16 protein-coding genes are annotated in these 19,506 nt (G+C 40.8%); 3 read left to right on the forward strand and 13 right to left on the reverse strand.

Going from position 1 to position 19,506, the window contains the following annotated elements:
* Positions 1 to 19 precede the first annotated feature (19 nt).
* The 6 genes from ABZP26_RS14530 to ABZP26_RS14555 all read right to left on the reverse strand — a co-directional run bounded on the left by ABZP26_RS14530 (position 20) and on the right by ABZP26_RS14555 (position 7,645).
* Positions 20 to 1,288 carry an inorganic phosphate transporter gene (locus ABZP26_RS14530; RefSeq protein ID WP_008114819.1) on the reverse strand — a complete coding sequence of 423 codons (1,269 nt, stop codon included), beginning with the start codon at positions 1,286 to 1,288 and terminating at the stop codon, positions 20 to 22.
* 39 nt (positions 1,289 to 1,327) lie between these two features.
* Positions 1,328 to 2,002, reverse strand: coding sequence for a TIGR00153 family protein (locus ABZP26_RS14535; RefSeq protein ID WP_008114817.1), 675 nt, complete (start codon positions 2,000 to 2,002; stop codon positions 1,328 to 1,330).
* 150 nt (positions 2,003 to 2,152) lie between these two features.
* Positions 2,153 to 2,854: a phosphate signaling complex protein PhoU gene (gene phoU / locus ABZP26_RS14540; RefSeq protein ID WP_008114815.1), complete on the reverse strand. Its 702-nt coding sequence runs from the start codon at positions 2,852 to 2,854 to the stop codon at positions 2,153 to 2,155.
* A gap of 44 nt (positions 2,855 to 2,898) precedes the next feature.
* Positions 2,899 to 3,726, reverse strand: a complete 828-nt coding sequence (gene pstB / locus ABZP26_RS14545; RefSeq protein WP_008114812.1) for a phosphate ABC transporter ATP-binding protein PstB — start codon at positions 3,724 to 3,726, stop codon at positions 2,899 to 2,901.
* Positions 3,727 to 3,745: 19 nt separating this feature from the next.
* The gene (pstA, locus tag ABZP26_RS14550) at positions 3,746 to 5,395 is read right to left on the reverse strand and encodes a phosphate ABC transporter permease PstA (RefSeq protein ID WP_013465994.1); all 1,650 of its coding nucleotides are present in this window, start codon (positions 5,393 to 5,395) and stop codon (positions 3,746 to 3,748) included.
* A 15-nt stretch (positions 5,396 to 5,410) separates the two neighbouring features.
* Positions 5,411 to 7,645, reverse strand: coding sequence for an ABC transporter permease subunit (locus ABZP26_RS14555; protein ID WP_024601956.1), 2,235 nt, complete (start codon positions 7,643 to 7,645; stop codon positions 5,411 to 5,413).
* 356 nt (positions 7,646 to 8,001) lie between these two features.
* Between ABZP26_RS14555 and ABZP26_RS14560 the strand changes: the two genes are divergently transcribed.
* Entirely contained in the window at positions 8,002 to 8,508 is a 507-nt protein-coding gene (locus ABZP26_RS14560; protein WP_013465996.1) for a glycine cleavage system protein R, read from the forward strand.
* Between the two features lie 70 nt (positions 8,509 to 8,578).
* Here the strand turns inward: ABZP26_RS14560 and ABZP26_RS14565 are convergent, their stop codons facing one another.
* The 7 genes from ABZP26_RS14565 to ABZP26_RS14595 form a co-directional block, all read right to left on the reverse strand.
* The gene (locus tag ABZP26_RS14565; RefSeq protein ID WP_368485095.1) at positions 8,579 to 9,034 is read right to left on the reverse strand and encodes a hypothetical protein; all 456 of its coding nucleotides are present in this window, start codon (positions 9,032 to 9,034) and stop codon (positions 8,579 to 8,581) included.
* Positions 9,035 to 9,178: 144 nt separating this feature from the next.
* Positions 9,179 to 12,295 (reverse strand): efflux RND transporter permease subunit, encoded by a 3,117-nt coding sequence (locus tag ABZP26_RS14570; RefSeq protein ID WP_368485096.1) that lies wholly within the window; start codon positions 12,293 to 12,295, stop codon positions 9,179 to 9,181.
* 8 nt (positions 12,296 to 12,303) lie between these two features.
* Positions 12,304 to 13,803 (reverse strand): efflux RND transporter periplasmic adaptor subunit, encoded by a 1,500-nt coding sequence (locus ABZP26_RS14575; protein WP_368485097.1) that lies wholly within the window; start codon positions 13,801 to 13,803, stop codon positions 12,304 to 12,306.
* Positions 13,793 to 15,118, reverse strand: a complete 1,326-nt coding sequence (locus tag ABZP26_RS14580) for a TolC family protein (RefSeq protein ID WP_368485098.1) — start codon at positions 15,116 to 15,118, stop codon at positions 13,793 to 13,795. Before ABZP26_RS14580 ends, ABZP26_RS14575 begins: the two co-directional genes overlap by 11 nt.
* 103 nt (positions 15,119 to 15,221) lie before the next feature.
* Positions 15,222 to 15,596, reverse strand: coding sequence for a hypothetical protein (locus ABZP26_RS14585; RefSeq protein WP_368485099.1), 375 nt, complete (start codon positions 15,594 to 15,596; stop codon positions 15,222 to 15,224).
* A 63-nt stretch (positions 15,597 to 15,659) separates the two neighbouring features.
* Complete coding sequence (locus ABZP26_RS14590) at positions 15,660 to 16,268, reverse strand: paraquat-inducible protein A (protein WP_036956722.1); 609 nt, start codon at positions 16,266 to 16,268, stop codon at positions 15,660 to 15,662.
* A gap of 53 nt (positions 16,269 to 16,321) precedes the next feature.
* On the reverse strand, positions 16,322 to 17,596 hold the full coding sequence (locus ABZP26_RS14595; protein WP_024601950.1) for an EAL and HDOD domain-containing protein: 1,275 nt from the start codon (positions 17,594 to 17,596) through the stop codon (positions 16,322 to 16,324).
* 267 nt (positions 17,597 to 17,863) lie between these two features.
* Between ABZP26_RS14595 and ABZP26_RS14600 the strand changes: the two genes are divergently transcribed.
* Together ABZP26_RS14600 and ABZP26_RS14605 are read left to right on the forward strand one after the other, a co-directional pair.
* Positions 17,864 to 18,430, forward strand: a complete 567-nt coding sequence (locus tag ABZP26_RS14600) for an alkylphosphonate utilization protein (RefSeq protein ID WP_024601949.1) — start codon at positions 17,864 to 17,866, stop codon at positions 18,428 to 18,430.
* A gap of 135 nt (positions 18,431 to 18,565) precedes the next feature.
* Complete coding sequence (locus ABZP26_RS14605) at positions 18,566 to 19,372, forward strand: META domain-containing protein (protein ID WP_024601948.1); 807 nt, start codon at positions 18,566 to 18,568, stop codon at positions 19,370 to 19,372.
* Positions 19,373 to 19,506: the final 134 nt, after the last annotated feature.

Consider the following 19,506-nt stretch of genomic DNA (forward strand, 5'->3'; position numbering starts at 1 on the left):
GTCTTTTAAGTACTTTTTATTAAACCCCAAAAGCGGTTCTTAGTACGTAGAAAATAACAATAGCAAGGGCAGCACCAACTGGCAATGTAATTACCCAAGAAACTACAATATTTCTTATTACACCCATATTAAGTGCGGCAATACCACGTGCCATACCTACACCCAACACGGCACCCACTAGGGTTTGTGTGGTTGAGATAGGTAAGCCTGTGCCCGATGCAATAACAACGGTAGATGCAGCGGCTAATTCAGCAGCAAAACCACGGCTTGGTGTTAAATGTGTAATTCCTTCACCAATGGTTTTAATTACTTTTTTGCCTAAAATAGCAAGACCGGCAACAATACCTAAACCACCCAGTGGTAATATCCACCAAGCAATAGCCGCTTTCTTCGCGATTTCACCATTATTTTCAACAATGTTTACAACAGCAGCTAGTGGTCCAATTGCATTAGCAACATCATTAGAACCATGAGCAAATGCCATACAACAAGCTGTTAGCACCATAAGTACTGCAAACACTTTTTCTACATTGTTAAACTGCATTTCTCTATCCGCTTTAGGATCGATATTTAAACGAGAAATCGCAATTTTACCAATAACAGCAACTAGTACCGCTATACCTATAGAAATAGCAAAACCTTCAAAGGTACCTAAATTAATACCAATGTGCTTTAAGCCTTTTTTAATGGTCACAAGTGCCATAATAAAGCCAGCTAAACCCATGTATATTGGTACAAAGCGCTTGGCATTTTTAAGTGGAGCGTCTGTATCAAATATCAGCTTTTGCGCACTCATAAATATTAAGTACGCTATAAAACCTGATATCGCCGGCGTTACAATCCAGCTACCTACGATACCGGCAACCTTACCCCATTGAATAGCCTCTGTGCCTACTGCAACCAGAGCAAAGCCAATAATAGCGCCAATGATTGAATGAGTCGTCGATACCGGCCAGCCTAAAAACGAGGCCATTAATAACCAACTGCCCGCGGCAAATAAAGAGGCGATCATACCTAAAATCATCAATTCAGGAATGTCGGCAAATGGGGCCGCATCAATAATCCCTTTACGAATTGTTGATGTTACTTCACCACCGGCTAAATAAGCACCTGCAAACTCAAAAATCATCGCGATAAAAATCGCTTGTTTAATGGTAAGTGCTTTTGAACCTACTGATGTACCCATCGCGTTGGCAACGTCATTTGCGCCAATACCATAAGCCATAAAAAAGCCGACTGCTGCGGCAATTAAAATTAATACCGTGCCGTAAGATGCAATGATATCCATTGTGTAACCTTAATCTTTCGTGTTTGAACTGATTTTAAATTAACGAGCTAACATCAGCTCAAGACGTGATCCTACGCGCTCTGCAATATCTGCAAGCTCGCCAACCCATTCAATGATTTTGTATAAAAACATTACATCTACTGGATTTAGCTCACTTTCTACTTTACGTAGTTGGCGGCGTATTCTAATTTGCATTTCATCCGTGTCTTGTTCTATGGCATCCAATTCTACGAGCATTTTTTCAACCAGAGTAACTTCTCTGCCTTTAAAGCCCGTTTCTAACAATTCTTCTAATTCATTAATCGCTTTAGATGCTTGTTTTGTTGCATCAACACAACGAGTTACATACGCCAAAAAGTCTTCTTGAATCTCTTTTGGTATGATCATCTCACGACCAATTACACGCCCAGCAATGTCTTTTGCCTTATTAGCAATTTTGTCTTGTTGGGTTACTAATTCGAGAAGGTCTGTACGCTCTACCGGCATGAATAATCCGCCAGGTAGTTGTAAGCGTATAGTTCTTTTCATTTCATCGGCTTCACGTTCTAAATTACGAATAGTTAAACGTAGCTCTTCAGCTTGTTGCCATTCTTCTTTAAAAACATGATTAAAAAAAGGTATCAAACTTTCGCTTGCTTGATGCGCTTTTCTGATGTGTTCTTCTATTGGTTTTATAGGTGATTTTGCAAAAACACCTAAAAAATTTGTTGGCATAACTGACCCTTTAATCAATTCAATATGCTGTTCAGCGTGAATTTTACAGCATTAAGCTAGATTGTGAACGCTTTTTCTCATTCAATTATTTACAAAAAATAAAAAAGGCAGTGTATTACTGCCTTTCTTATTTTCTAGTTATTCGTATCACTACAGTGATTTTTCAATATCTTCTTGAGATGTATGACGAATATCTTTACCGTTTACAAAATAAATGACATATTCAGCGATGTTTTGACAACGATCACCGATACGCTCTAATGAGCGAACAGACCATACTAAATCCATAATTTTTGGAATTGAGCGCGGATCTTCCATCATGTACGTCATTATTTGACGGGTGATAGCTTCATATTCTCTATCTACTTTAGCATCCTCTTTATGCACTTCAAACGCACGTTGCACATCCATACGTGCAAATGCATCTAAAACGTCATGCAGCATTTTAGATACTTGGCGACCCATATTTTCAATATTTACTAACAAATCTTGTTGATCCTTAGTAAATGAGTCTAGTGCAACTTTAGCAATTCGCTTAGCTTCATCACCAATTCTTTCTAAATCAGCAATGGTTTTTGCTATTGCAATTACTAAACGTAAATCACTGGCTGCCGGTTGGCGCTTAGCAATAATACGGGTGCAATCTTCATCAATACTGACTTCCATTGCATTAACTTTGTAGTCGTTTTCACGTACTTTTTGTGCCAATACCGCATCGTTTTTGCTAACTGCATCAAGCGCGCTATTAAGTTGTTGCTCAACCAACCCACCCATACTCAGTACATGGTTTCGCACATCTTCTAACTCTTGGTTAAAACGACCAGAAATATGTTTATTAATGTTGTGTTCCATAATGACCTTCTTTAATAATTCATTGTTTTAGCGTTTTAACCCGACTAGCCGTAGCGTCCGGTAATATAATCTTCAGTTTTTTTCTTCGTTGGTGTGGTAAATAACGTATTGGTATCTGAATACTCAATGAGCTCACCCATATACATAAACGCGGTTTGATCAGATACCCGCGCTGCTTGTTGCATGTTATGAGTAACAATAACCACAGTAAATTTATTCTTTAAATCATTAATTAGTTCTTCAATCACTAAAGTTGAAATCGGGTCGAGTGCTGATGTTGGTTCATCAAGTAATAATACTTCTGGCTCTATCGCAATTGAGCGAGCAATAACTAAACGCTGCTGCTGACCGCCCGATAAACCAAATGCGCTATCGTGAAGTCTGTCTTTTACTTCATCCCAAAGAGCCGCACCACGCAATGATTGTTCGACCACTTCATCAAGCTTACGCTTTTCTTTGATCCCTTGCAGGCGAAGACCGTAAACCACATTCTCGTAGATTGATTTAGGAAACGGGTTTGGACGCTGAAACACCATGCCAACATTACGACGAAGCGCAGCAACATCTACGCTTTTGTCGTAAATATTTTGCCCGTGCAGCATTATTTCGCCTTCTATGCGACAAATATCAACCAAGTCATTCATACGGTTAATACAACGCAGCAAAGTTGACTTACCACAACCCGACGGACCGATAAATGCCGTTACTTGGCCTTTCGGAATGTTCATATTTACTTTACTCAGTGCTTGTTTATCACCGTAGTAAAGGTCGAGATCTTTAATTTCTAGCGCTTTTTGTTCGTCTGTTAAATTATTTAAATCTAACTTCAAGCTTGGCTTTGCTTGGTTTACTTTTGGAGCGACTGTAATCATGTTTGTTACCTATACTAAATTAATGCTCAAGCGATCTGAATTTTTCACGTAAATGGTTGCGTATACCAATGGCGGTGATGTTAAGGGTAATAATAACCGACACTAACAAAAAGGCCGTTGCATATACCAGCGGACGCGCCGCTTCAACGTTAGGGCTTTGAAAGCCAACATCGTAAATATGAAAACCTAAGTGCATGAACTTTCTATCTAAGTGTATGTAAGGGAAGTTACCATCAAGCGGCAACGTTGGTGCCATTTTTACCACACCCACCAGCATAAGCGGTGCAACTTCACCCGCAGCACGAGCAACCGCTAAAATTAACCCCGTCATAATAGCAGGACTGGCCATAGGAATAATGATTCGCCATAACGTTTCTACCTTAGTCGCGCCCAGTGCTAATGAACCATCACGTACTGTGCTTGGAATACGAGATAAACCTTCCTCGGTTGACACAATTACCACTGGCAGAGTTAATATAGCCAAGGTGAGTGCCGACCACATCACACCGGGTGTACCAAATACAGGCGTAGGCGATGACTCTGGGTAAAATAGTTGGTCAACACTGCCACCTACCATATACACAAAGAAACCTAGACCGAATACACCATATACAATTGACGGAACACCCGCTAAGTTAATAACCGCAATACGGATCATTTTAGTAATTGCGTTTTTAGCTGCATATTCATGCAAATAAATAGCGGCAACCACACCAAATGGCGTCACAATCACAGCCATTAACATCACCATGAATACCGTACCAAAGATAGCAGGAAATACACCGCCTTCGGTATTGGCTTCACGTGGGTCATCTGAAACAAACTTGCCTAACTGCACAAAGTAATGGCCTAGTTTAGCAAAAAAGCCCATATCGTTTGGAAACCATACATCCAACACTTGATAAAGCGGGATAGTAACAATCTCACCACGCATATCTTTCACAGTTACTTGGTCACGCTTAGCTTGGTTACGCAGTGCAAATAACTCTTTTTCAAGCTCACCATATTGCGCACGTAAATCAGCACGGGCTTGAGCAAGTTCAGCGACGCGCTCATCAGTTAGCTCGTTATCAAGCAAATAGGCTTTTTCCTGCAAACGTAAACGCTCTAACTCGTAGTTTATATGACCAATATCACCATTTTGTAAATCCAGTGCTTCGTCATTTAAGTCAACCGCACGCTCTACAAGATCATGTAATGTTTCAACTTTATCTGTAGTTATTGTTTCACCGTCTTTAATTACTGATTCTACATAACCGTAAAAGTTACCGTTTTTGCTACGCTCAAATACCGCGAGTGCTTTTGGTGCTGAGCTTTGTGTAATATCAGTTTCAAGTATCCAGCGAAAGTCTAAATCTACATACTCACGGTTACCGGTTTTAATTAGTAAACGCTCAACCTCGTCTTTTTCAAATTTAGAAACATCAATACCGGTTGCCGCTAAACGCGACTTAGGTACTAATTCACGGTCGTAAATTTCACCAATAACGGTTTGTTTAGTAATCGAGCCTTCAAGCTCATATTGCATAACTTGAGATGGCCAAAAAAAGCTTAATCCCTTCCATGCAATCATGGCGAGTAAACCAATTACTGAAATTAAACTGATGCTGACGGCACCACCGGTCATCCAAATCCAAGGAGAACCAGACCTAAACCACTGCTTTACCATGTCGTGTTTCTCCACTTACATTGAGCTGTATTTTTCACGCAGCTGCTGACGAACAAACTCAGCAACTGTGTTGAAAATAAAGGTGAATATGAATAATACAAAGGCGGCTAAGAATAGAATTCGGTAATGCGAACTCCCTACTTCCGACTCTGGCATTTCGACGGCGATATTAGCGGCTAAGGTACGCATGCCTTGGAAAATACTCCAATCCATAATTGGGGTATTACCGGTAGCCATAAGTACAATCATAGTTTCGCCTACGGCACGGCCTAATCCCATCATTACTGCAGAAAAAATACCTGGGCTGGCGGTTAATAACACCACACGAATTAGGGTTTGCCACTGCGTAGCACCTAATGCTAACGAGCCATTTGATAAATGTTTAGGCACACTAAATACCGCATCTTCGGCAATTGAGAAAATAGTTGGAATAACCGCAAAGCCCATCGCGATACCCACTACTAATGAATTACGCTGATCGAAGGTCATGCCTAATTCATTAGTTAGGTATTGACGCACATTGCCATCAAACATCCATAACTCAATACTTTCGCTCATCGCAAATGACAACCAACCAATAAATAACACCACAGGAATTAATAAAATTGAATGTGAGCCTTCAGGAATTTTATGGCGAATAGCTGCAGGTAATTTAGTCCAACCTAAAGCGGTTGCTAAAATACCTAATGGCAGTAATACGAGTAAGCCAACAATAGCCGGCAGGTGCTCTTCAATTAAAGGCGCTAACCACAAGCCAGCTAAAAAGCCGAGTATTACCGTTGGCAGAGCTTCCATTATTTCAACGGTCGGCTTAACCACGCGACGTAATTCGCTCGACATAAAGTAAGCGGTGTAAATAGCGGCTGAAATAGCAATAGGCACAGCAAATAACATTGCATACATAGCAGCCTTTAAAGTACCAAATGAAATTGGTACCAGTGAGAACTTAGATTCAAAATCATCACTTGCAGACGTTGATTGCCAAATATAACCCGGCTCAGGATAACCCTCGTACCATACTTCTTGCCAAAGCGCTGACCACGTTACTTCTGGGTGTTCGTTATGAATTTCTAATACCGTTAGCTTGTTATCAGCCAAAATCAACGCGGCATTTGAACGCGGAGCAATAGCAAACTGTTCAATTGCACCTTCACTGACTTTACCTTGCCACAACTTTGCTTCACTGGTTGTGTAATAAACACCTAGCTCACCATTTTGACCAGTTGTAAAAAAGGTACGGCGGTAGAATTCAGTAAAAACATTGAGCTTACTTTGCTTAGTGGTTTCAAACGAACGAATTTTTTGAAACTCGCGACCTGAGTCAGTGTTTACTTCAAACCACTGCGATATTTCACCATTATCATTGGCCAGCATGAGTGAGTTAGCACCAGCTAATAATTGTGATGACACAATATTAGCGTTTTCTTCGTTGGCAGATAATAATTGGATTTGCTCTACTTCACTTGGGTAGCGAGTATCGAATACGTAAATTTGATTAGCAGAGCGAACAAATGTGCGGGTGGTATCCGGCGACATTAATAACTCATCTACGCGACCATCAACGTTCAATTCGGTACGTTCAACTTGCCATTCGACTTCACCGGTAAACATATTTTCTTCGGCTACAAAGCTGCTAAATACCACTCGTTTATCGGCGGTAAGTGCCACAACGGCTGTTTTGTCCTCATAATGGCTAAAGGCAAAACGCTTAATAGCAGCACCTTGTTCATCAACTTCTAACGCCATCTCACCCAATGGATAACCTAAACGCGGGCTTAATTTACGTTCATTATTAGGGAAGGTGACTAAAAACTTAGGCGCAACAATAGTCACGGTGCCATTTTCTAAGCCATACGCATAATGACCTTGAAAAGGAGCACTATTTGCAAAGCTGGTTACCTTCGCAGGTAAAGTGGCATTAAGTGTTTTTAGTTTTTTACCAAAGTTTGCTTTATCAACACTATAGAAGTTAACTTGACCTTGATTATCAAGTAAGTAAGCAACCTCAGTTTGCTCTTCAACACCAAGCCCAACTATTTGCTCAGCATTAGCAACATTAAAGCTAGCGCGCTTTTCAACTTTAGCTGACTCGAAAATAGGCTGCACTACATAAAGAAGGTAAAAAAAGATCAATAGCAGTGCTATTAATACCATTATACCGCCTGCGGTTATGCCAAACTTAGCAAACCGGTCTTTAAATAGACGGCTTCGATCCGTATTAAAAGTCGGTTTATTCGGATTTGAAGTCATCAAAACACCCTTATATCTTAACGTTGGGCGCATTATATTTCATCAAAGTGACAGTAATGTTACAGTCGTAATAATTCTTTACTGGAACCACGAAATAATATTAAAGTATTGTTTTATTAAATAATTGTATTTATTTATGTGTTATTAATAAACTAAATCAATTATTAATTGGACAAACTATTTATCCAAGACAATACTCAATGGGCATCTAATATAACAATAATAAAGTAACCTATTAAGATATAACAATCCTTTTGTGGTTAGCTTTTACATACATTAAGAATCACATACATTAGATCGCATCACTTAATGCCTATGCATTTATTTTTTCATTTGGGCTTAAAAAGAGAACTATTATGAAGCAGTTGGTAATAACCATTTTAGGGGAAGATCGCCCCGGTTTAGTAGAAAGTATTTCATCGGTTATATTGGAAAACCACGGTAATTGGTTAAGCAGTAATTTAAGTCATTTGCTTGGCCACTTTGCTGGCATTATACAAGTTGAGGTGGCTGAAGAGCATTTACAGGCATTTCAAGATGCGCTTAATGGGCTTCCTAAATTAGATGTCCGTATTGAAAAAGGCAACACCGAAATTGAGCCTGTTGAACTCGAGCAGCTTAATTTTGTGATCACCGGGAACGATCGTCCCGGTATTGTCCAAGAGTTGGCAAGTGTTATTCGTCATAAAGGCGCTAATATTACGAACTTAAACTCAAGGCAGCAAAGTGCGCCAAACTGGGGGGTGCCAATTTTTAGTGCCGTTGCCACCGTTAGCCTGCCTAATGGGCTTAACAAAGACGAAGTAATTAACGCTCTTGAGTCAATTACGAGTGACTTAGTGGTTGATGTAGAGCAAAGTTAAATCAGTACTACTAGTATGAACACGAAAAAGGCGCTAATTACAGCGCCTTTTTTATGCATAACACCCAGTGCTACATATCTACATGACGGTTAATACTTTGCATCATCTGCTTCAGACCTTGCTCTTCGAGCTGTAAGATCTCCCCTAGCTTTTCTTGAGCCTCTGATGACTGCGCTTTATCTGCCAAATAACTATATGCATTTAATACTTTTTGATGCTGCTGAGATAAATACTCTTGAATTACTTGCTCATCTAACTGGTTACTGCGATCTAAATCAGTAAAGTTAATAATTTCTGAGTGCTCTGAAAAATATTCATAACAATACGTATCTAATGTGTTTATTTGCGTGATGGCTTTAAAGCCAATTAAATCCTCAGCGAGCTTTTTTTCATACTCAACACAATAATCAATTAGCTGTTTGTTATGCTCCCCGAGTAGGTCCTTTACACTAAAAAAATTAGCGGCCATTTGTGTGTGAAATTGAACGGTCCAATCGAACACTTCTTGGATTGTTTTAACTTGCATGTGCGTTCCTTACTATTTAACCCTAATGATTAAATAGATGCGTGAATCATGCCAATAAAAAACACAATAAAATCATCAGGTAAAGTAAAGCTGGGTAACTTGCACTGATTTTTTACAGTACAAGTTACACAACCAGTGTAAAAATTATAGGTTTCGCTTTCGCCATAATAAATACACAGCAGGCAATACCAGCAATGTTAAAACAATGGCGCTAAACATACCGCCAACCATGGGGGCGGCTATTCGACTCATTACTTCACTCCCCGTGCCTGTGCCATATAAAACAGGTAACAGGCCAATCACTATGGTTGCTACCGTCATCATTACCGGGCGAACGCGCAAACCGGCGCCTTCTAATATGGCATGCTTAAGCTGCTCAATACTCATGCTTTTTCCTAATTGAGAGGCGGCCTGTACCTGCGCTTTATAGGCTTGGTTTAAATACACCAACATAATAACGCCTATTTCTACGGCCACCCCAGCAAGGGCAATAAAGCCGACCCCCACAGCAACAGAGAAATTAAAGCCTTCTAAATACATGAGCCAAATACCCCCTATCATCGCCAGTGGTAATGTCGCCATAATAATAAATACTTCAGTGAAGCTTCTAAAATTCAGGTAAAGCAGTACCACAATAATGGCTAAGGTTAACGGCAACACATAACTCAGTTTCGCCTTAGCGCGCTCCATGTATTCATATTGCCCTGCCCAAGTTATAGAATACCCTGCGGGTAAAATTAGCTGCTCGTTTAGTAACTGCTGAGCACTTTCTACGTAGCTGCCAATGTCAGTATCTTTAATATCAATAAAGCTCCAACCATTTAAACGGGCATTTTCACTTTTTATGCCAGGAGGGCCATCGCTAATGTATACATCAGCCACGTCGGCAAGTGCAATGCGTTGCCCAGCAGGGGTTACAATAGGCAGCAGCATTAACTCCTCTGGTGAATCACGATACGCTTGCGGATAACGAATATTAACTGGGTATCGCTCTTGACCCTCAACCGTTTCAGTCACGTTCATTCCCCCAATGGCGGTTGCGACCACTTGCTGCACATCTGCAATATTTAAACTATAACGCGCTGCTTTTTCACGGTTAATATCGACCTTGATATAACGCCCACCCGCTACTCGCTCTGAGTAAACCGATGCGGTACCTGGAAGATCTTTAAGCAGTACTTCTATTTGTTGACCTATTTTTTGAATTTCACTCAAATTCGGCCCCGCGACTTTTATACCCACTGGGGTTTTAATCCCTGTAGCCAGCATATCTATTCGCGTTTTAATTGGCATTACCCAAGCGTTTGTGAGTCCTGGGAACTTTACTAAAGCATCCAGCTCTTGTTTGAGCTTTTCGGTGGTCATGCCCTCGCGCCACTGATCTTTAGGCTTAAACTGTATAAAGGTTTCAATCATGGTCAGTGGTGCCGGATCGGTTGCCGTTTCCGCTCGTCCAATTTTACCAAATACGGTTTTCACCTCGGGCACAGTGGCAATCAGCTTATCGGTTTGCTGTAATAGCTCGCGCGCTTTACCAATAGAAATCCCAGGGTAAGTGGTTGGCATATACATTAAATCCCCCTCATCAAGAGGTGGAATAAACTCACTGCCTATTTTATTAACCGGATAAAAGCCCACTAAAGTAATAATCAGTGCCACTAACAAGGTGCTTTTGGGGAATTTTAAGACTGTGTTTAACAGTGGCTTATAACTATTTACCAATAAACGGTTTACCGGATTTTTATTTTCAGATATCACCTTACCGCGAATAAAGTACCCCATCAGTACGGGTACTAAGGTAATTGCTAAGCCGGCAGATGCCGCCATTGCATAGGTTTTTGTGTAAGCTAATGGCGCAAACATTCGCCCTTCTTGAGCTTCTAAAATAAACACCGGCATAAAGCTAACTGTAATGATTAATAAGCTAAAAAATAATGCAGGCCCTACTTCACTGGCAGAATCAATCACCACTTGCCAACGATTTTCATCGGTCAGCGGTTTTTTCTCCATGTGTTTATGCATGTTTTCAATCATCACAATCGCACCATCGGTCATGGCACCTATCGCTATAGCAATGCCCCCTAACGACATAATGTTGGCATTAATCCCTTGCCAATACATAATAATAAAGGCGGTGAGTATGCCTAAGGGCAAGGTAATAATAGCCACCAGCGATGAGCGTACATGGAATAAAAACACCACACACACTAAAGCCACTACAATCAGCTCTTCCGTCAATTTAGAGGTGAGGTTATCAACTGCGTCTTTTATTAAGTGAGAGCGATCGTACACAGGTACAATTTCAACCCCCTCAGGCAGGCCTTTTTTAAGTGACTCCAATTTAGCTTTGACGAGCTCTATAGTTTTTTGCGCGTTTTCACCAAAGCGCATCACTACTACGCCACCAGCCACCTCGCCTTCGCCGTTAAGCTCGGCAACACCACGGCGCATTTGAGGACCTAAACGCACATTAGCAACATCACGTAACTGCAGTGCAGTACCGTTAGCGTTTATACCTAGAGGAATCGCTTCTAAATCAGCCACACTTTTTACATAGCCAGTGCTGGTAACCATGTATTCGGCTTCTGCCATTTCAACAACTGATGCCCCCATTTCTTGGTTGCCTTGCTTAATGGCAGTTTGAATAAGGCTTAGCGGAATACCATAGGCACGTAACTTATCGGGCTGTACGTTAACTTGGTATTGTTTCACCATGCCACCTACCGATGCTACTTCGGATACACCGGGCACAGTTTGCAGTTCAAACTTTAAAAACCAATCTTGTAAACTGCGTAGTTGGCTTATGTCATACTTACCTGTGGTATCAGTGAGTGCATATAAATACACCCAACCAACTCCTGTGGCATCGGGGCCTAGCTCTGCAATTGCCGTATTAGGTAAACGCGCAGATACTTGACTTAAATATTCTTGAACACGACTTCGCGCCCAGTATAAATCGGTGTCTTCGTCAAAAATAACGTACACGTAGGAGTCACCAAAAAACGAAAAACCGCGTACTGTTTGCGCCCCTGGTACCGATAACATCGCCGTGGTTATAGGAAATGTGACCTGATCTTGCACTACTTGCGGCGCTTGCCCAGGGTAAGATGTTTTAACAATAACCTGTACATCAGATAAATCGGGTAAGGCATCTACTGGGGTGTTTTTTACAGCATACAAGCCGCCACCAATCAATATAGCGGTCAGTAACAGTACAAAAAAACGATTAACAACAGACCAGCGAATAATTGCAGTAATCATAACCACTCCTACTCGTGCTGACTGTGCATAGCATGCACAGAAGTCATTGTATGGATCACAAACTCACCTTGCTCAATACTAAAGGTAAATGTAACTTCATCATTTAGCTTAAACGTCTCAATGGTTACATTTTTTGCTAACACAAAGTCCATAGTTGCAGGTCCGCGCCCCCACTTTTCAATCGCCTCACGGCTAATATTCATAACCCGCGTGCTAGGGTCTATGCTATTAATTACTCCATTCACAGTAGCCATACTTGGGGCACTATCACTCATTGTCATGGTGCTGTGCGAAGGTGCTTGCATACGCTTAAAGTCAGAGCTTTTACTCGACTCTGAATCAATTAAAAACTGCGCAGAAGTAACCACTTCATCTTCAGCCATAACACCCGATAAAATCTCAGTATGAGTCGCATCGCTTCGCCCTAAGGTTACTTCAACCGATTTAAAACGCCCCTCACCAAGCGCAATTACAATGCGGTTTTGGCTACCAGTGCGAATAACCGCCTCTTTAGGCACAATTAACTGCTTTTCAGCTTTTTGGCTATGAATACTCACTTGCGCAAACATATTTGGTTTTAACTGATGGCTTTCGTTATTAAAGCGCAAACGCACTCGTAAAGTACGATTTTTAGCATCTAAAGTAGGGTAAATATAATCCACTTGCCCTTGCCAACGTTGACCACTTAAATAATCGAGTGTCATGGTTACCGGTAAGCCAACACGAATAAGTTCTGCTTGGCGTTCAAATACCTCAGCCTCAACCCACACTTCGTCAAGCTGAGCAATACTCATCATTGATGTATCTGGTTTAACGTAAAACCCTTCACGAATATTAAGCTCATCAACAACGCCACCTTGGCGAGAATAAAAAGTAATATTTTGTAGCACTTGCTGACTTTTTTGTAAGCGTGAAATAAAACCCTCAGACACATTAAGCGATTTTAAACGTGCTTTAGCCGCCCGAATTAACACCGGATTATTGCGCTTTAACGCTAAAACAAACTCTTCTTGGGCATTGACTAATTGCGGTGAATACAAGGTATAAAGTGGCTCATCTTGTTTAACCTGATCGCCTGCGGCCTTCACATATAATGTCTCTACCCAGCCCTCTACCCGCGGATGAATATGAATGAGCTGGTCTTGGTTATACTGTACATAGCCTACCGTGTTGACTTCATTTTCCAGCGCTGCAAACTCCACCGGTGCCGTGCGTACACCTAAGTTATTGATCACGGTAGGTGAAATTTTAACACTGCCGGGGCCTTCATTTGCATCACTGTCTGACTCTTCATAAACAGGCACTAAATCCATACCCATAGGTGATAAACCCGGTTCATCACGACGATAATTACTGTCCATTGGTGCCACCCAATAAAGCGGCTCTTTTTTACTACTGGTTTTGTCATTGCTTGGCATAGTGTGCTCAGCTGGCAAGCTCAATAACACCCCGGCCGTCAGCGCTGCACTGCATATAGCCACCAATGACAATTTAAAATTAGTATTCATAGGTTAGCTCCTGCTGTGATAAGTTTTTTAAGCTGGCGTCATCAGCACTGGCGTAATAATTTAACCGTGCAATAATAATTTTTTGATCAACGTGAATATTAAGTGCGTCTATTTTGGCATTTAATTCGCTGATCCGCGCTTGCATCACATCCGAAAAATTACCATCATCGCGGGTATAAGCATTAAGGGTCGCTTGGGATTGCTCGGCCATTTGCGGCAATAATTTAGTTTTATAGAGCGCTGCTCGCTGACTTAATCGTGTTAGTTGGCTAACTTCCTTAAAGTACATTCCTTGTAGCTTTTTAAGAGCAATTAATTTTTGTGTTTTTGCCTCTTCGCTATCAGCAACAGCGGCATTAACGAGTTGGTCTTGGCGATTATCGGTAAATAGCGGTAAATCTATACTCACTCCTACAGAGAAAAGGTCGGCTCGCGAGCCCCCCATTGGCATATCATCGCGATAACCATATCCCATATTCACACCAATTTGCGGTTTATAGCCTTGCTCAGCCACACTTATTTGAGTTTGCTTTGCCTCTATTGCATTATCAATCGCCATAATAGCGGGGTGCTTTAATAGCAATGCCATTAATTGCTGAAACTCTAATTCCGTGTAGTTTTTTAACGCTGCAAGCGCTGAAAAGTCATCACCAACAGGCTGGCTTAGCATGTCGATGGGCAACCATTGTGTTAACCGCTTTTTAGCACCTTGTAGCTGTTGATCAAGTTGCATTAGTTTATCTTCAAGGCGGGTTAGCTCTAATTGCGCACGAATAATATCTTGTTGGCGTGTTTTACCCACCGAGCTTACATAACTTGATTCGGTAATATCGATTAACTGAGTAAACAAGGCTTTGTCCTGCTCAATAAGTGCAATAGTTCGCTGCGCTCTGTAAGCGTTGAGCCATGACTCGGTCACTGTGGTTTTTACCTGCGCGAGTCTATCTTTACGAAGCCAAGGCTCTGCCGCAGCCGACTGAGACAGTGCTTTTTGCTGCAATGCTAAACTATCGCCTCGGCTTAACGATTGGCTAATTCCTACTTTAAATTGGGTCATATTCTCTTGATCAAAAGCAAAACCATTGGTTGGTAAGTTCATTAACCCTAGCGTGAGTACCGGATCAGGTAAGGTACCTGCGGCAATACTTTTTGCTTCAATTGATGTTTGTTTTTGTTTGCTGGCTTTAAGCCAAGGCTCATGGTTTAAGGCATAGTTAATTGCCTCATTTAAACTCAGTTTAGCACTGTGTACAGAGAGACTAATGCTCAATAAGCTGCTCACAAAAACAGCTTTTAATACTGCGAAGTGATTCATCACTTGCTCCACTTAAAATTAAAAAATAAAAAACGATTAATTTTTTAAGCAGATAGATGACAAAAAGCTAAATGACTAGATTTTAAACACACCTATCCTGCGGTTATGCATGCATAGGAGGACGATAAAGAGATCGTGCAAAATTAGGTTGGCGCTGCATGACAGCAAGGTGCACTTTTTCAGAGGGTAATTTGGAAGCTATAAATAGCGAGTTTACATGCAAGGCCGAATGCGAATTACAAGCACTCATTGGGCAACTGCAATCTTGGGTTAACGTGCTTTGCTCACTACAGCAATCCATAGACATGGTTGTTGTATCAGCGTCGTCACTCATTGCCATTTCACTATGCTGCATCGATGCATGGGTTGCCATGTTCATATGCGGCACATCACATACCATAGATACAGACGCAACAGCTTGACCCACAAAAGTGAGTAACAAAGTTAGCGTGAGTAAAATACAGTAAATACGTTGCAATGAAATAACCTAAAAGTAAATAGACGCTAAAAGTTTATGGTAACTGGCTTTAAAACTCAATCATTAACTGGTTTTTACCATTGGCTTTATCAAGCTACTAGCCGCAATGGCGAACAGGCAATAGCCGGTAAAATACCAAAAACCAGTACCAAACTCAGCATGCATATTAAGTAAGTCTTCTGAGTTCGCGTTTGCATTACCAGCCATGTAAGCCACGATTAATGCAATAACAAACACATCCACCATACTCCATTTACTTAAGCCAATTATCACTTTACCAAGCTTGTACTTAAACGAAGTCTCCTTCAGTGCACAATAAAACAATTGAAGCAGCAGCTTAATTGTTGGGATCACTATTGAAAAAAACGCCACTAATATCGCCACTAAGTAGTTTTTGTTATCGGCCAGTTCGTTAACGGTGCCCCAAATACTACGCGTTTTTTGATAAGCGCTGATCTCGCCTTCAAGTTTGTCTAATCCCAACATACTCGAGATCATCATTAGCATATTACGGGTGTTTTGATTTCCTTCATCTGCCAGCATTTCAATACCGGCTTGAGCAAGTTTAGATTTATCAATTTTGCCTTCCATACTCAACACCGGCTGGGTCACCCCGGGGATCAATAAAGCTAAGGCAATTAAAATAGTCGTGATAGGTAAAAGTAAACGCATGGTGTAATACTAAGTAAAATCAATATGTGCCAATCATACCCAAACGTTTTGCGTTAGTCTTGTTCAATAATGGTGGCTAATAACTCATCCGCATATTGGCGCGCATCTAACATGGCTGTATACACCAGCTCTATATCTGATGCAGGGCGAATAGTCTCTAGCAACTTTTTAGCCAATTGCCAGTTATCTTCTTCTACTGCTTTTATTAAATGTAATGAGTTCCCCATCATGCCATCAAAACTTAAAAGTGCACCAGATAACTCAGCCCCTAAACTAAACTCTTTGGCAATAGCTTCCAGTTCCATATCTAAAATAGCATCAAGCACCGACATCAAGCCGACTAAATAGCCTTGCTCTGCAATAATCTTTCCGCCGGGCTCTAAAATCAATTGCATAAACTGCGCTCTACATAAACCTAAACGAGTAAGCTCACTAGGTTTGTCTGAGCCAAGTTCGCTCAGCGCCAGTACTCGTACAAACTTTCTAATAGAATCTTCCCCTAAATACACAACCGCTTGTGGAATTGACGTAATCACTAAATTTTTATTAGCAGAGCGGGCATTAACTAGTTTGAGAACACGTGCGGTTAAACCCACATCTTTAGAAATACGTTGATTAATTTCGTTAAAATCCAAGTCAGGACGAGATGTGCAGCGCAATAAATCAAAAACCGCCATTTTTAACGGCTCAACATTACCGTAACTGAGCATTTCTGGCCGTGCAAAAAAGAATCCTTGAAAGTAATCGCATCCAGCTTCTTTAAGCTGCCTAAATTCGTCATAGGTTTCAATTCGCTCTACCACTATTTTAACCTCAGGGTGATTGCGTTTGAGCTTTTTAAGTAGCATGGTGGTTTTTATTATAGGCTCTTCTACTTCAAGCTTTATATAATCAACCAAACTGAGCAAAGGTTGCCATTTTTCATGCGCGTCATAATCATCTAACGCAAATACATACCCTGCTTTTTTTAGCTCAGTTACTCGTTGAGTAACAAGCTCGATATTTTCAGTACGCTCAACAATTTCAATTACAGTATTTTCAGGCTGCAATAATGTAGGTAAATCCTCTAAAAGCCCTTCGCTAGATAGGTTTATAAACACGGTCTGATTAAGCGCCAGCTTTTCCACCCCAACCAGCATTAACGCATTAAAAAAAAGTCGCCCAGTGGCCTGCCCGTCGGTTGTTCCCGCAGGAAAGGCATTATTAACTGAATCGCGATAAAGTAACTCAAAGGCAAAAATGCTTCTATCAGCATGAAAAATGGGTTGCCTAGCAATATATTGAGTGACCAAAATAGATGAATTTTTTACGTCTGGATTATTTGGCATTACCCTTCCTGTTTTGCAGTGATGTAAGCGTTATTTTTATTGTTATACCTAACCAGTATAGTGAAACTTTAAAGACTTGCTGCAATTTTAATTCGAATAAAAAACAAGCAACTAAGCCTAAATTTATATTCTTAAAATAAAAACCTTTATTAACCTTATTTTTTATAAGGTTTTGCTGCTATCAGCCGCTCTGAGCATACCCAAAGGTTATGGTTATAAGGTATAATGCGATTATAAATTTTTTATAAACTCACAAGAGCCCCTAATATGAGCATTGAACAAGCCTTAATAGAGCGTAGCAACAACCAATGTGAACTCTGCGCAGCAACAGATAACTTAACTGTATACGAAGTACCTCCAGTTACCGAAGCTCATTCAGATAAATGCATTTACACCTGTCAAACATGTAAAGATCAAATTGAGGGCACCCGCGATTTAACTCCTACTCATTGGCATTGTTTAAATGACAGCATGTGGAGCCAAACACCGGCGGTACAAGTTGTTGCTTATCGCATGCTGACACGACTAGCAGCCGATAATGGCTGGGCACAAGACGCACTTGATATGATTTACCTTGAAGAAGACACATTAACATGGGCTCAGCAAGCGCTTGCTGAAGATGATGATATTAAACACATTGATAGTAATGGCGTAGTGCTACAAGCTGGCGACACCGTTACGTTAATAAAAGATCTAGATGTGAAAGGTAGTAGCTTAACAGCAAAACGCGGTACTGCTGTGCGTAATATTGGCTTAACCAGCAACCCAGAACATATTGAAGGGCGTGTTGATGGACAACGTATTGTAATTTTAACTAAATACGTTAAAAAATAAGTAACGAATCAAGGCGCCTAGCGTCTTTTTTTATATCTCAACTTTCTGTATTGGCTGTATTTACAAGTTAAGCGATGATTAAGTAACTTAGCCGTATGCTACTGTTTATATCCGTAATTATATCTAGGAACTGTTATGTTCTCACCAAAGCCAAACTCAATCTTAAAGTCGGTTGCAGGCCTATGTTTTTTAGCAAGTGGCACACTTATGCTTAGCGCATGTAACGATGACACCGCACAGCAAAATAGCGCTGTGAAACAAACAACAGCCTCTCTACCAGTACAAGTTAGCTACCTAGATCGCAGCCTATTAGCGCCTAATTCACAGCTAACCGTTACCTTGGTTGATGTGTCAAAAATGGATGTAGCAGCAACCGTTATTTCTGAGCAGGTAATTGATTTAGTAGGCGCACCTCCGTATAAAGTAGAGCTTGAATACAACCTTGAAAAAATTGATCCAGCCCATCGCTACAGCGTGCGCGCAACCATTAATAATCAAGGAAACTTACTATACACCAGCACAACAAGTAACTCGCCTTTTGCTAATACGGCCTCATCAAAGCCTTTAGAAATTATTGTTTCAAAAGTAGCGTCAAAGCCAGACGTTGACTTAGTAAATACCTACTTCAAAGCCGTTTTAATCGATGGCAATCCCGTTGAAGTGAATACTAAAGAGCCATTTATTCAATTTAATAGTGACAACACTGTGCACGGTTTTTTAGGGTGCAATAACTTTAATGGCGGTTATGAAGTATCGAAGCAAACGGTTACTTTTACGCAGTTAGCAACCACGCAAAAAATGTGTCATGAAAATATGGAACAAGAAAGCGCCATGGCGGGTGTGCTGCAAGCAGCAACGCAATGGCAAATTAACGGTGAAAAATTAGTATTACAAAATGAGGCAGGCAAGCAACTTGCAACCTTTAACGCTGTTTACTTTTAATTAAGCGTAACAATACTCCGCATCTAAGCATATCAGTATAAAGCCCAGTTAAACTAGGGTCTGTTGATCTTTCAAGGTTAAATTTGCAGCAGTCTGTTTGGTATTTAGGCAAGGCAGAGCCTATGTGGTGTGGT

It is taken from the genome of Pseudoalteromonas sp. SD03 (assembly GCF_040937955.1).
Classification (GTDB): Bacteria; Pseudomonadota; Gammaproteobacteria; order Enterobacterales; family Alteromonadaceae; genus Pseudoalteromonas; species Pseudoalteromonas tetraodonis.

Bases quoted from the DNA above. Each gene is read 5' to 3' on its own strand.
- pstA (WP_013465994.1), bottom strand. From the start codon at position 5,395: ATGGTAAAGCAGTGGTTTAGGTCTGGTTCTCCTTGGATTTGGATGACC.
- ABZP26_RS14535 (WP_008114817.1), bottom strand. From the start codon at position 2,002: ATGCCAACAAATTTTTTAGGTGTTTTTGCAAAATCACCTATAAAACCA.
- ABZP26_RS14605 (WP_024601948.1), top strand. From the start codon at position 18,566: ATGTTCTCACCAAAGCCAAACTCAATCTTAAAGTCGGTTGCAGGCCTA.
- pstB (WP_008114812.1), bottom strand. From the start codon at position 3,726: ATGATTACAGTCGCTCCAAAAGTAAACCAAGCAAAGCCAAGCTTGAAG.
- ABZP26_RS14570 (WP_368485096.1), bottom strand. From the start codon at position 12,295: ATGATTACTGCAATTATTCGCTGGTCTGTTGTTAATCGTTTTTTTGTA.
- ABZP26_RS14575 (WP_368485097.1), bottom strand. From the start codon at position 13,803: ATGAATACTAATTTTAAATTGTCATTGGTGGCTATATGCAGTGCAGCG.
- phoU (WP_008114815.1), bottom strand. From the start codon at position 2,854: ATGGAACACAACATTAATAAACATATTTCTGGTCGTTTTAACCAAGAG.
- ABZP26_RS14565 (WP_368485095.1), bottom strand. From the start codon at position 9,034: ATGCAAGTTAAAACAATCCAAGAAGTGTTCGATTGGACCGTTCAATTT.
- ABZP26_RS14560 (WP_013465996.1), top strand. From the start codon at position 8,002: ATGAAGCAGTTGGTAATAACCATTTTAGGGGAAGATCGCCCCGGTTTA.
- ABZP26_RS14530 (WP_008114819.1), bottom strand. From the start codon at position 1,288: ATGGATATCATTGCATCTTACGGCACGGTATTAATTTTAATTGCCGCA.
- ABZP26_RS14600 (WP_024601949.1), top strand. From the start codon at position 17,864: ATGAGCATTGAACAAGCCTTAATAGAGCGTAGCAACAACCAATGTGAA.
- ABZP26_RS14580 (WP_368485098.1), bottom strand. From the start codon at position 15,118: ATGAATCACTTCGCAGTATTAAAAGCTGTTTTTGTGAGCAGCTTATTG.
- ABZP26_RS14555 (WP_024601956.1), bottom strand. From the start codon at position 7,645: ATGACTTCAAATCCGAATAAACCGACTTTTAATACGGATCGAAGCCGT.
- ABZP26_RS14595 (WP_024601950.1), bottom strand. From the start codon at position 17,596: ATGCCAAATAATCCAGACGTAAAAAATTCATCTATTTTGGTCACTCAA.
- ABZP26_RS14590 (WP_036956722.1), bottom strand. From the start codon at position 16,268: ATGCGTTTACTTTTACCTATCACGACTATTTTAATTGCCTTAGCTTTA.